Consider the following 11,571-nt stretch of genomic DNA (forward strand, 5'->3'; position numbering starts at 1 on the left):
GATGCCGGTCGTGGAAGTGGGGCGCGGCATGGACGCGCTGTTCAAGCCGCGCTCGATCGCCATCTTCGGTGCGTCGGACGACGTCACCAAGATCGGCGGGCGGCCGCTGCAGTTCCTGCAGAAGTACGGCTACGCGGGAGGTATCTATCCGATCAACCGCAAGGCGGGCCTCGTGCAGTCGCTGCCGGCCTATGCAACCCTGGACGACGTGCCCGAAGTGCCCGAGCTGGCCGTGGTCGCCGTGCCGCCCGCGGGCGTGCTCGACGCGGTGAAAGACTGCGCCCGGCGCGGCGTGAAAGCCGCGGTCATCCTGTCGGCCGGGTTTTCCGAAATGGGCGAGGAGGGCAGCCGTCTGCAGGCGCAGATCGGCGACGTCGCCCGCGCCAGCGGCCTGCGCGTGGTCGGCCCCAACTGCCTGGGCGCGATCGGCGTGCCCGACAAGAGCATCGCCACCTTTTCGGTGGCGCTGGAGTCGTCCTTTCCCGTCGCCGGCCCGGTGGGCATCGTCTCGCAAAGCGGCAACCTGGGCAGCTTCACCCTGCGCCTGGCGGGCGAGCGCGGCCTGGGCGTCAGCCGCATGCTGACCACGGGCAACGAATGCGACGTGGACATCGCCGATGCCATCGCTTCGCTGGCAACCGACCCTGGCACGCGCGTGATCCTTTGCTGCATGGAAACCTGCCGCGACGGCGCCAAGCTGACGCAGGCCATGGCGATGGCCCGCGAAGCGGGCAAACCCCTGGTGGTCCTGAAGGTCGGCGTCTCGGAGGCCGGCAGCGAGGCGGCGGCCTCGCACACCGGCGCGCTGGCGTGTTCCGACGCCGTGTTCGATGCCGTGCTGCGCAACGGCGGCGCCATCCGCGTGCCCAGCATCGAGCAGCTGCTCGAGGTCGGCCATGCGCTGTCGGTCGTCGGTCCGGCGCATGTGCCCGGCGGCCACCGCGTGGCCGTGCTCACGGCCTCCGGCGGCTTCGGCGTGCTGCTGGCCGATGCGGCCAGCGCGCAAGGCCTGGCGCTGCCCAAGCTCGCCGCGCAGACGCAGGAACGCATCCTGTCGGTCGTGCCCTTCGCCGCGCCCTCCAATCCGGTGGACATGACGGCGCAGGTGTCGAGCCGGCCGGAGGTGCTGGCCCAGATGCTCGATGCGGTGGCGCGCGACGCCAGCTGCGATGCGCTGATCCTGCAGTCGGCCAATGCCTTCCATGTGCCCCGGCTGCGCGATGTCTTTCTTGCTGCGCTGGAACAAGTGCGCAAGGACCATCCTTCGCGCCTGATCCTCCTGTGCGCCCGCGCGCCGCAGGAGGTGCGGGCCACGCTCAACGCGATGGGTTTCCCCGTGGTCGAAGGCATCGACGCGGCCTGCGCGACCCTGGCGGCCCTGATGCGCTTCGGAGCGCGCGACGCCGCACGGGCTGCGGCGCCAGTCATCGAGCGCGTGCCGTTGGCTGCGCAGGCTTTCGCCACCGAGGCGAGCGCCAAGGCCGTGCTGGCCGAAGCCGGCCTGCCCGTGCCGCGGGAGGCGATTGCCGCCACCCGCGACGAGGCGCTCGCCGCGGCGCGCGCAATGGGTTTTCCGCTGGTGCTCAAGATCGTCTCGCCCGACATCGCCCACAAGACCGAGGTCGGCGGCGTGTTCGTCGGCGTGCGGTCCGAAGCGCAACTGCTCGAGGAGTACGACCAGCTGCTCGCGCGCGTGGCGCAGAAGGCGCCCGGGGCCCGCATCGCCGGCGTGCTCGTCGCGCAGATGGTGCAAGGCGGCGTCGAGCTGATCCTGGGCACCAAGAAGGACCCCATGTTCGGCCCGATGGTGATGGTCGGCCTGGGCGGCATCTTTGCCGAGATCTTCAAGGACGTGGCGCTGCAGCCGGCGCCCGTGGACGAGGCGCAGGCCACCGCCATGCTGCAGTCGCTCAAGGCCTTTCCGCTGCTCGACGGCGCGCGCGGCCGGCCCAAGGCCGATGTGACGGCAGCGGCGAAAGCCATCGTCGCACTGTCGCGCTTTGCCGCGCGCCATGCCGACAGCGTGTCCGAGATCGATATCAACCCCTTGGTGGTGCTGGACCAGGGGCGCGGCGCGCATGCGCTGGACGCCCTGCTGGTACCCGAGCCACCCCTCACGAAAGCCCACCCATGACGATGTCTCTTTCAGGCCGAGCGGCCTTCATCAGCGGCGCCGGCCACGGCATCGGTCGCGCCACCGCACGCGCCATGGCCCGCCTGGGCGCCACGGTCGGCATCAACGACCTGAAGCCCGAATTCGTGGAGGAGGCCGTGGCCGAGATCCGCGCGCTGGGCGGCCAGGCCATCGGGCTGCCCTGCGATGTGTCGACGCGCGAAGGCATGCGCGAGGCCGTGGCGCAGTTCGTGCGCGACGCGGGACGGCTGGACATCATGGTCAACAACGCCGCCTGGGTGCGCTACCAGCCGCTCGCCGAGATCACGCCGGAGGTCATGGACCGCATGGTGGAGATCGGCTTCAAGTCGGTGATCTGGGGCATCCAGGCCGCGGCGGAAGTCATGGACGCGGAGCGCGGTGGCTCGATCATCAACGTGGCGTCCATCGCGGCCTTCAAGTCGCCGATGCGCTCGGTGGTCTACAGCGGCATCAAGGCCGGCGTGCTGGGCATCACCCGCGCATCGGCGGCCGACCTGGGCGCGCGCAACATCCGCGTGAACGCGGTCGCGCCCGGCGCCGTGCCCACCGAGGGCACGGCCAAGCATCGCAACGCCGAACTCGATGCCCGGCGCATCGGGCGCACACCGCTGGGCCGCCTGGGCACGGTGGAGGACATCGCCGATGCCATCTGTTTCCTGGCCGGCGACGGCTCGCGTTTCTTCAATGCGGATGTGCTGCGCCTGGACGGCGGCGCTTCGGAGACCTCGCTGTGAGCGGCGCCGTCGCATCGCCCAAGCGGGTGCAGAACGTGTTCGTCGTGGCGAAGGAGCCGGCCCGCCTGCATGCCTTCTACGAAGGTGCGCTCGGCCTGCCGATGAAGTTTCGCGATGGCGACCGCTGGATCCAGTACGGCGTGGGCAACACCAACGTGGCCCTGGCCTGTCTTGAAGAGGCCGCACCCGCGACCGGCGGGCTGGTGATGGTGCTGGAGGTGGACGACTTCGAGGGCGCGCAGGAACGCATCGTTGCCGCCGGCGGGCAGATCCTGGGCCTGCGCGACATGGGCGACCACGGGGCCGTGCTGTCGCTGCGCGATCCCGAGGGCAACCTGGTGCAGCTCTTTCGGCGCGCCGCGCCCACTGCTGTATGAGTACACCCGAGCCGATGCCGGCGGCCTTGCAGTCGCTGCTGGACCGCGAGGCGATTCGCGACTGCCTGCTGCGCTATTGCCGCGGCATCGACCGCTGCGACGAGGCCGCCTTGCGTTCGGCTTACGGGGAGGACGCCACGGACTGCCACGGCGCGTGGAACGGCAGCGCCGCCGGCTTCATCGCGCAGGCGCTGCCCAGGTTGCGGCAAGGCGGACGCCGCGTCCATCAGATCACCAACGTGCTGATCGAGCTGCATGGTGACGTTGCCGGAGTGGAAAGCAGCTTCTTCGCGCTGCAGGCCACGGCCACGCAGCCCGATCGCGAGACCTTTCTTTGCGGGCGTTACGTGGACCGTTTCGAACGTCGTGGCGGCGAGTGGCGCGTGGCCGCGCGGACCGTGGTCTACGACTGGATCGAAGAGCGCACACGGCCCGAGCTGACGCAGGACGACGCCACGCTGTTCGGCGTGCGCCAGCCGGTCGGCAGGGCAGCGCCGCACGACGCGGTGTACGCGCTGTTGCGCGACGTGCGCGGCACCTGATGCCCACCGTTCTGCTCACCGGCGCCGCTGCAGGCATCGGCCGCGCCACGGCGTTGGCCCTGGCGCGCGCAGGATGGCGCTGCGTTCTGGTCGACGCCGATGCGCAGGCGCTGCAGCGCCTCGAAGCCGCCTGGCCGGCCGACGCCGCGCCACCGATGAGCCTCGTGGCCGACCTGACGGATGCGGCGCGGATCGAGCGCCTGGGGCACGAGATTCCGCCGCTCGATGCATTGATCAACAACGCGGGCCTGTCGGCCGGTGGCGCCGAGGCCACGTCGGGCCATGACGACGGCTCGGCGGCTCGCCTTCTTGCGCTCAACCTGGCCGCGCCGGCGCGCATGGTGCAGGCCTGTGCGCCGCACCTGCGCCCCGGGACGCGCATCGTCAACGTGGCTTCCGGCGCAGGCCTGCGCGCCATTCCGTGGCGCGGTCTCTACAGCCCCAGCAAGGCCGGCCTGATCGGGCAGAGCCGCGCGTTGGCGCAAGCCCGGCCCGACTGGACGGTGACCACGCTGGCACCGGGCTTCGTGCGAACCGAACTCGTGCAGCGCCTGATCGATGGCGGCCGGCTGAACCCGGCGCAGGCGGTGTCGAAGATCCCCATGGGCCGGATGGCCGAGCCCGAGGACATGGCGCACGCGTTGTGCTTCCTGGCCAGCCCCGGCGCGCGCGTGCTCACCGGACAACTGCTGGCGCTCGACGGCGGCTCGTCCGTGTGCGGAGGAAGCCAGCCGCTGCCGGCCGGCGCGCATCTGCTGCTTCCGTTCGATGCGCCCTTGCGCCCGCATCTCGAGTCCGTGCGCGAGCCGGCCTGGCATGCGGCACTGGGCGTGTGGGTGCGTGCGCATGCAGGCCACCCCGACCGCGCGGGCTGTCCGGCGGTCATCGACGCGCGCGCGCTGGATGCGCAGCCCGGCACGCGGCTCGATGCCGTGCTCGATGCGGCTCGCTGCTTTCGTTCGAGCCACGCCGCGCTGGCCAGCCTCACGCTGCTGCTGCCGGTGCCCGAACCGGGGCTCGATTGGCCACTGGCCGGCGACGCCGATGCGGCCCGGATGCTGGTGGCCACGCTGGCCGCCGAATGGGGCGCGCACGGGTTGCGCATCAACGCGCTGGAGCTGACGCACGGCCTGGTGCCGCAGGCCTGCCTGCCGCTGCTCGACTACGTGGCCGGCCCGCGCGCGCAGTTTCTGACCGGGCAGGTGCTGAGGCTCGGCGCCGGGCATTGAGTTCCTGCGGCGGGCGCGTCGCCGTCTGCTGCAGCCGTTCGTGACTCGGTGACTCGGCTTTCCCGGTGTCGGCCCGCCAACCGCTCGACCGCCGGCGTGTACGCCGCGTGCGAATGTCCGCAGGAGCTTCAGGCCTTCAGGGCCTCGCTCGCCGCAGCGCGAATCCGGTCCGCCGATTGCCGCGCGCGCCGCATGATGCCGCGTGTGTCGTAGGCCAGCAACCTGCCGTTGCGCTTCACGATCCGCCCGTCGACCATCACGGTGTCGACGTTGGCGGCGCTGCCGCTTTGCACGATGGCGGTCTCGACGTTGCCGACTGGGCCCATGTTCAGGTCCTGCGTGCGCACCAGGATGATGTCGGCGCGCTTGCCTTCGGTGATCGAGCCAGTGACCTCGCCCAGCCCCATGGCAATGGCGCCGTTGAGCGTCGCCATCTCGATCGCCTCGGGCACGCCGATCGCCTTCGACTGCGCGCTGGGCGTGCCGGCCCACGGCACGCCCAGGTTCCAGGTGAAGCGCATGGCCTCGAACATGTCCGGCGGTGCGATGGAGGTCGCATCGCTCGACAACGAAATGGTCAAGCCCGCGTTGCGCATCGCGAAGAGCGCGGCGCGCGCATCGCCGGTACTGCTGAGCCGCAGTTCGGAGTGCGTGGCAAAGGACAGCGGTGTTTTCGTGCGCGCCATGGCCGCCAGGTCGGCGGTGCTGGCGGGCACGTAGTGCGCGAGCATGAAGTCCGGGCCCAGGTAGCCGCGCCGTTCGTAGTCGACCGCATCGACGTTGTTCGGTGCCTCCTGCGGTGCGTGAATTGCGACGGGCAATCCGCTGGCCTTGGCGGCCTTCATCTCTTCGTGGAACACGGCGTCTGTGCTCTGCTGCGGGCCGCGCAGGTTCAGCCCCAGGTGCACCAGCCCGTCGAACGGCGAACGCTCGCCGAACCACTCGCGCCGCACGCGCGCCAGGTCGTCGTAGCGGTTGAGTTCGTCGGCGGGCATCTTGTCGACGTGGCCGTAGGCGTAGCGGGCGCGCAGCAGCGCGTGCTGGTGCGCACGCAGCTCGGCATCGGCATGGGCTGGGGAGCGTGTGTTGTGCGACCAGTTGTGCACGGTGGTCGTGCCGCCGTTCGCCAGCTCGGCGCAGCCCAGCATCACGCTGTTGTAGAAATCGTCGGGCGTGTACAGGGTCGAGGTCGCGTTCTTGGCGGGGTAGTACGAGAAGCCGCCGTCGCGTGCGGTGAAGCTGCGGCCGATGGCGCTCCACATGTGATAGTGCGAATTGACGAAGCCCGGCATGACGATCATGTCGGTCGCATCGATGATCTCCGTGCCAGCCGGTGCGCTCAGGCCGCGCCCGATCTTCTCGATCACGCCGTTGCGGACCCATATGTCGGCGCGCGGCAGCACGCCTTTGGCGCGGTCGACCGTGATGACCGCGCCGTTGCGGATCAGGTAATTGCCGCGTCGAAGGCCGGGCGATGTGGGCGCACGCGCTGTGCGGGCCGACACCGACGCCGAGCCGACGAGCGCCGGCGCACCGGTGGCGGCGACCATCAAGGCGCCGACAAAACGGGTGAAGTCTCTCTTGGTTGTTTTCATGGGTCGACCGAGTGATTGAAGTGACGGAAAGAAGAAAGAAACGAAAGCCCGTTCAATACGCCTTGAGAAGAAAGGCCGCCGTCATCGCCAGCCCCGTCAGCACGACGAAGCCGCGCACCACCTCGGGCTTCAGCCGCCGTGCCGCCATGCCGCCGGCATAGCCACCCACCGTGGCACCGAGTGCCATCCACAGCGCGTGCGTCCAGACGATCGCGCCGCTGGCCGCGTAGATGGCGACGGCGATCAGCGTCAGGATCGCGGAGACGAAGTTCTTGATGCCGTTCATGCGGCCCATGTCCGTGTGCCCCAGCGCACCAAGCACGGCGAGCAGCAGGATGCCGAGGCCGCCGTTGAAGTAGCCGCCATAGACCGCGACCGCGACGATGCCCAGGTCGGCGATCCAACGGCCTCGCGGCTTGTGGTTGTTGTCGGCGGCGGCGAGCCTTCGGCGTACCAGGCCGGGCCCGATCGCGAAGAGCAGCGTCGCGGTCAGCAGCAGCCACGGCACGATGCGGGCAAAGGCATGGTTCGAGGTCGACAGCAGCAACGCCGCACCGGCCGCGCCGCCGAGCACCGACAGCACGCCCAACCGCAGGAGCGAAGGCGACATCGGGCCCGATAGCTCCTTGCGCAATGCCCAGGCACCGGCCAGGTAGCCTGGCAGCAACGCGGCGGTCCCGGTGGCGTTGGCCGACACCAGCGGCACGCCGACCATCGCCAGTGCCGGCAGCGTCAGGAAGCTGCCGCCGCCCGCCACGGCATTGAGTGCACCGGCCAGGGCCGCGGCGCCGCCGAGCAGCGCCCCGTCGAGCAGCATCACGGCTTGCGTGCCGGCAGCGACATGCGGTCGGTGTGCAGCAGCAGCGTGAGCAGCACGCCGACAGCCGCCAGCAGCGTGATCTGCACCAGTCCGGCCGTGCTCCAGCCGAAGCGCGAGGCGATGCCGCCGATGATGAAGCCCGCGACTGCACCCGCGCCGTACAGCGTGGTGACGAACACGCCCGTGGCGCGGCTCGTGAGCGAGGCATGCACCGCCTTGATGTGATACCCCGCCAGGTTCACGTAGAGCACGCCGCTCACCACGAAGCCCCACGCGAAGGACAGCGCCGACTGCACCACCATGTCGGTGGGGCCCGAGAACATCAGGAAGCCCAGCAGGCCGGTGCCCACGAAGCTCGCCGAGAGCACGAGCTTGGGATGGAAGCGGTCGCCGAGCCAGCCGCCGAAGATCGATGCGAACACGCCGAAGCCGAAGGTGCTCATCACGCGGCCGGTGTCCGACGGCGTGTAGTGCAGGTGCTCGCGCAGGAAGGTCGGGTACATGCCCAGGTAGCCATAGATGCAGAGCCCACCGATGACGCTCATGCCAGTCAGCAGGGCCGTGTTGCGGTTCCACAGGGTGGTGGCACCGCGCTGGTCGGCGCGCCCGCCGGTGGCCGCCACGTTCTCGGTCATGCGCTTGCTCACGGTGAGCGCGATCACCACCATGGCCGCGAAGCCCGCGACGCCGAACACGATGAGCGGCAGGCGCCAATCGCGCTCGACGCCGATCAGGTGGCCGCCGAGCAGCGGCCCCAGGATCGCGCCGATGCCGAAAGAGAAGTTGATGGCGCCCACGGCGGTGGCCCGGTAGCGCGCGAAGTAGCTCGCGGCGATGGCGATCACCACCGTCAGTTGCATCGCTTCGCCGATGCCGGTGACGGCCCGGTAGACGATCATGTCGGCGAAGCCGTACGAGTAGGCCGCCAGCAGCGTGCCCAGCGAGAAGATCGCAATGCCGATCTGCAACACCGTCTTGCGCGACAGCCGCGCCAGCAGATAGCCGGTCGGAATTCCGGCCACGGCCATGCCCAGCGTGAAGATGGTCGACAGCAGGCCGGTGTCGGCCAGGCTGAAGCCGAACTCCTTGCGCACGTCCGCGGCGATGAGCGGAAAGATCTGTCGGTCCATCGCGTTGAGCGCGTACGAGGCGAGCAGCACCAGGAACATGCCGATCTCCAGTGCGGTGATGGGCGCCTCGCGGCGCGCGCCACCGACCGCCGGTGAAATGACCGAGGTTGAGGAATGCACGTGTTGTCTCCTTCTCGCCGAGCGAGAAATCTGTTTGTTGTTCGTTCGTTGCACGGGATCACCGGCGCTGTGCCGGCGAGGGTTCACGCAGCGGGGCTTGCCGCGCCGTACCAGTCGAGGATCTGCTCGCCGGTCAGGAAGGCCACGTCGTCATGCGTCTGGATGTGCGCCAGCGCTTCGCGAAAGTAGCGCAGGCGGTGCGGCGCGCCCATGATGTAGGGGTGCACCACCAGTGCCATGACGCGGGCCGAGTCTTTCGCGTCTGCGTAGAGCTGTTCGAACTGGTCGATGGCGCGGTCGCGGTACTCGCTGGCCTTGTGGTGCTGGATCAGCATCATTGCCACGTCGTTGCATTCCTGCGTGTAGGGCACGTTCACGATCGTGCCGCCGTCGCGTGTCTTCAGCCGCACCGGCTGATCGTCGAGCACCCAGTCGCACACGTACTCGTAGCCCTGCTCGGCCAGGATGTCGGGCGTGTGCCAGGTCTCGGTGAGCCCCGGACCGAGCCAGCCGCGCGGGCGCTTGCCGGTGTAGGCGCGAATGGCCTCGGTGGTCTTGGCGATGTCCTCGACCTCGTCGGGCACCTTCTGCATGTTGCGCTGCCCGAAGCCGTGGCCGATGAACTCCCACTGGCGTTCCTTCGCCGCCTTGGCGATGGGCTCGTAGGCGCCGATGGCCGAACCGTTGATGGCGAGCGTGGCGTTGATGCCGAGTGCGTCGATCACTTCGAGCATGCGCCAGAAGCCGACGCGGTTGCCGTACTCGTGCCAGGCCCAGTTCGGGATGTCGGGCATCGGCGAACCGCCGGCCGGTGGTGTCAGCACGGTGCGGGGCATGGTCTCGTCGATGTTCCATTCCTCGACGTTGACGATCACCCAGACAGCCAGTCGTTTGCCGCCGGGCAACTTCAGTGCGGGGCGATCCGCGATGGACGAGTACGAGATGCGTTCGAGTGGTTTCATGGTGTCTCCGTGTGCTGTTGCGGGCTCAGACGATCTCGACCTGCAGGGGCGCGAGCCCGTCGATGCGGCCGGTGAGCTTGTCGCCGCGCTGCACCGGGCCGACCCCTTCCGGCGTGCCGGTGAAGATCAGGTCGCCGGGCAGCAGGCGGTATTGCTTGGACAGCTCGCTGACGATCTCGTGGACGTTCCAGATCATCTTTTCGAGCACCGAGTCTTGCCGCACCGCGCCGTTCACCGAGAGATTGAGTGTTCCCGAGCGGATGTGCCCGACCTTCGCCACCGGATGGATCGGGCCGCAGGGCGCCGAGTGGTCGAAAGACTTGCCCTGTTCCCACGGCAGGCCGCGCTTGTTGCATTCGCGCTGGCGGTCACGCCGGGTCATGTCCAGGCCCGCAGCGTAGCCAAAGACGTGATCCAGCGCCTCCTCCGGCGTCACGTTCGACGCATGAGTGCCGATGGCCACGACGAGTTCGAACTCGAACTGGAAGTCGTCCGTCAGCGTGGGGTAGGGCACGCGCCCGTCGGTCACCACCGAGTCGGACGGCTTCTGGAAGAAGAACGGCGGATCGCGCTCGTCGCCTTCCTTCATCTCCCGGATGTGGGCCAGGTAGTTGCGGCCCACGCAGTAGACGCGGCGCACCGGAAAGCGTTGGTCGCTGTCCACGATGTCGATGGAAACGGGCGGGACCTGCAGGGCGTCGGTATTTGCGGGGACATCGGTCGCTTGCGCGAGCTCGGCCGTCGGGTGGGGGGACATGGGTTTGTCTCTCTGGAAGGTTTGGAAAGGAGTGGCTAGAGTCTAGGAACGAGGCCTTCTCACCTCAACGCGCAGGCTTGCGCAAAGATATGCAATCCTTGCGATCTTGAGATCAGCTCTTCATGCCACCCACGCCTTCCCCCGACGAATTCGTGCCGCCGCCCCGCGCCGGTGCCGCGCGTGCCGCCATCAGCAACTACACGATGGCGGCGCGGGCACAGCGCGCCTATTTCGGCATTCACGACCAGAGCAACTGCCTGCCGAATCCGGTGCCGCACCGGCATGAGTACTTCCAGATCTACGTCAACACGCGGGGCGAGACCACGCACTACATCGGCGGCAACCAGCGCGCCATCGGCGCCGGCACGGTGAGCTTCGTGCTGCCCTTCCTGGTTCACTACATCCCGAACGCGGCCGACGGCGTGTTCCATGTGATCAACATCAGCAAGGATTACCTGCTGCCGTCGCTGGACCTCGACGTGTTCGAGCTGTCGGAGGTGCCGTTGTCACGCGCGCCCGAGCTCGCGCCTTTCCGGTTCCAGCATTGCCTGGATTTCCGCTTCGATGAAACCGAGACCCACCAGCTCCAAGCGCTGTGCGAACACATGGCGCAGGAAGCGCAGCGGCCGCCGGGCGAAGACACCGCCAGCCACCTGCTGATTCGCAGCCATCTGCTTCACCTGATCGGCATGGTGTGGCGGCGCTACGGCGAGGAGTTTCGCAACTGCGAGGCGCAGGGGATGGCCCTGCAGTCGTACCGGCCGGCGGTGCTGCGCTGCATCCGCTACATCAGCCGCAACCTCGCGCAGGAGCTGACGTTGGGCGACGCGGCGCATGCGAGCCATGTGTCGCCCACGCATCTGGCCCACCTGCTGAAGAGCGAAACGGGCAAGACCTTCCTGGAGCTGGTGACCGAACGCCGGATCGAGCGCGCCAAGACGCTGCTGGTCTTTACCGGCGCCTCTGCGGCGGAGATCGGCGAAAGCACCGGTTTCGGAGAGCCGACGCAGTTCGCGCGCCGTTTCGGGCAGATCGTGGGGGCGACGCCTTCTGCGTACCGGCGGCAATTTCAGCGAGGAGGGAATCGGACGTGGGACTGACGGCGCGATGCTCCCAGTAAGCAATCAGGCTCTCGAGCTTGACGTCGGTG

Annotated in this window: 11 protein-coding genes; 6 read left to right on the top strand and 5 right to left on the bottom strand. The window is 68.9% G+C overall.

Annotated elements, in window-relative coordinates; translation table 11 throughout:
* Nucleotide 1: 1 nt before the first annotated feature.
* The 5 genes from ACAM52_RS06755 to ACAM52_RS06775 are packed head-to-tail and all read left to right on the top strand — an operon-like array spanning nt 2 to nt 5,037.
* On the top strand, nt 2-2,134 hold the full coding sequence (locus ACAM52_RS06755) for an acetate--CoA ligase family protein (protein ID WP_369646492.1): 2,133 nt from the start codon (nt 2-4) through the stop codon (nt 2,132-2,134).
* Nucleotides 2,131-2,889, top strand: a complete 759-nt coding sequence (locus ACAM52_RS06760; RefSeq protein WP_369646493.1) for an SDR family NAD(P)-dependent oxidoreductase — start codon at nt 2,131-2,133, stop codon at nt 2,887-2,889. The genes ACAM52_RS06755 and ACAM52_RS06760 overlap by 4 nt, the downstream gene beginning before the upstream one ends.
* Nucleotides 2,886-3,266 carry a VOC family protein gene (locus tag ACAM52_RS06765; RefSeq protein WP_369646494.1) on the top strand — a complete coding sequence of 127 codons (381 nt, stop codon included), beginning with the start codon at nt 2,886-2,888 and terminating at the stop codon, nt 3,264-3,266. The genes ACAM52_RS06760 and ACAM52_RS06765 overlap by 4 nt, the downstream gene beginning before the upstream one ends.
* Nucleotides 3,263-3,808 carry a nuclear transport factor 2 family protein gene (locus tag ACAM52_RS06770; RefSeq protein ID WP_369646495.1) on the top strand — a complete coding sequence of 182 codons (546 nt, stop codon included), beginning with the start codon at nt 3,263-3,265 and terminating at the stop codon, nt 3,806-3,808. The genes ACAM52_RS06765 and ACAM52_RS06770 overlap by 4 nt, the downstream gene beginning before the upstream one ends.
* Nucleotides 3,808-5,037 carry an SDR family NAD(P)-dependent oxidoreductase gene (locus ACAM52_RS06775; RefSeq protein ID WP_369646496.1) on the top strand — a complete coding sequence of 410 codons (1,230 nt, stop codon included), beginning with the start codon at nt 3,808-3,810 and terminating at the stop codon, nt 5,035-5,037. The genes ACAM52_RS06770 and ACAM52_RS06775 overlap by 1 nt, the downstream gene beginning before the upstream one ends.
* A gap of 128 nt (nt 5,038-5,165) precedes the next feature.
* On the opposite strand, the gene ACAM52_RS06780 is transcribed toward ACAM52_RS06775, so the two are convergent.
* The 5 genes from ACAM52_RS06780 to ACAM52_RS06800 all read right to left on the bottom strand — a co-directional run bounded on the left by ACAM52_RS06780 (nt 5,166) and on the right by ACAM52_RS06800 (nt 10,421).
* Nucleotides 5,166-6,632: an amidohydrolase family protein gene (locus ACAM52_RS06780; protein ID WP_369646497.1), complete on the bottom strand. Its 1,467-nt coding sequence runs from the start codon at nt 6,630-6,632 to the stop codon at nt 5,166-5,168.
* A 52-nt stretch (nt 6,633-6,684) separates the two neighbouring features.
* Nucleotides 6,685-7,446 (bottom strand): sulfite exporter TauE/SafE family protein, encoded by a 762-nt coding sequence (locus ACAM52_RS06785; protein ID WP_369647704.1) that lies wholly within the window; start codon nt 7,444-7,446, stop codon nt 6,685-6,687.
* Nucleotides 7,447-7,448: 2 nt separating this feature from the next.
* Complete coding sequence (locus ACAM52_RS06790) at nt 7,449-8,702, bottom strand: MFS transporter (protein ID WP_369646498.1); 1,254 nt, start codon at nt 8,700-8,702, stop codon at nt 7,449-7,451.
* A gap of 83 nt (nt 8,703-8,785) precedes the next feature.
* Nucleotides 8,786-9,664 carry a polysaccharide deacetylase family protein gene (locus ACAM52_RS06795; RefSeq protein WP_369646499.1) on the bottom strand — a complete coding sequence of 293 codons (879 nt, stop codon included), beginning with the start codon at nt 9,662-9,664 and terminating at the stop codon, nt 8,786-8,788.
* A 25-nt stretch (nt 9,665-9,689) separates the two neighbouring features.
* The gene (locus ACAM52_RS06800; RefSeq protein ID WP_082818058.1) at nt 9,690-10,421 is read right to left on the bottom strand and encodes a fumarylacetoacetate hydrolase family protein; all 732 of its coding nucleotides are present in this window, start codon (nt 10,419-10,421) and stop codon (nt 9,690-9,692) included.
* Between the two features lie 122 nt (nt 10,422-10,543).
* Between ACAM52_RS06800 and ACAM52_RS06805 the strand changes: the two genes are divergently transcribed.
* The gene (locus ACAM52_RS06805; RefSeq protein ID WP_255221086.1) at nt 10,544-11,521 is read left to right on the top strand and encodes an AraC family transcriptional regulator; all 978 of its coding nucleotides are present in this window, start codon (nt 10,544-10,546) and stop codon (nt 11,519-11,521) included.
* The last annotated feature ends 50 nt before the right edge of the window (nt 11,522-11,571 follow it).

It is taken from the genome of Variovorax sp. V118 (assembly GCF_041154445.1).
GTDB lineage: Bacteria > Pseudomonadota > Gammaproteobacteria > Burkholderiales > Burkholderiaceae_C > Variovorax > Variovorax boronicumulans.

Coding starts and splice junctions, on each gene's coding strand:
- ACAM52_RS06800 (WP_082818058.1), bottom strand. CDS start 10,421: ATGTCCCCCCACCCGACGGCCGAGCTCGCGCAAGCGACCGATGTCCCC.
- ACAM52_RS06780 (WP_369646497.1), bottom strand. CDS start 6,632: ATGAAAACAACCAAGAGAGACTTCACCCGTTTTGTCGGCGCCTTGATG.
- ACAM52_RS06805 (WP_255221086.1), top strand. CDS start 10,544: ATGCCACCCACGCCTTCCCCCGACGAATTCGTGCCGCCGCCCCGCGCC.
- ACAM52_RS06760 (WP_369646493.1), top strand. CDS start 2,131: ATGACGATGTCTCTTTCAGGCCGAGCGGCCTTCATCAGCGGCGCCGGC.
- ACAM52_RS06755 (WP_369646492.1), top strand. CDS start 2: ATGCCGGTCGTGGAAGTGGGGCGCGGCATGGACGCGCTGTTCAAGCCG.
- ACAM52_RS06775 (WP_369646496.1), top strand. CDS start 3,808: ATGCCCACCGTTCTGCTCACCGGCGCCGCTGCAGGCATCGGCCGCGCC.
- ACAM52_RS06770 (WP_369646495.1), top strand. CDS start 3,263: ATGAGTACACCCGAGCCGATGCCGGCGGCCTTGCAGTCGCTGCTGGAC.
- ACAM52_RS06795 (WP_369646499.1), bottom strand. CDS start 9,664: ATGAAACCACTCGAACGCATCTCGTACTCGTCCATCGCGGATCGCCCC.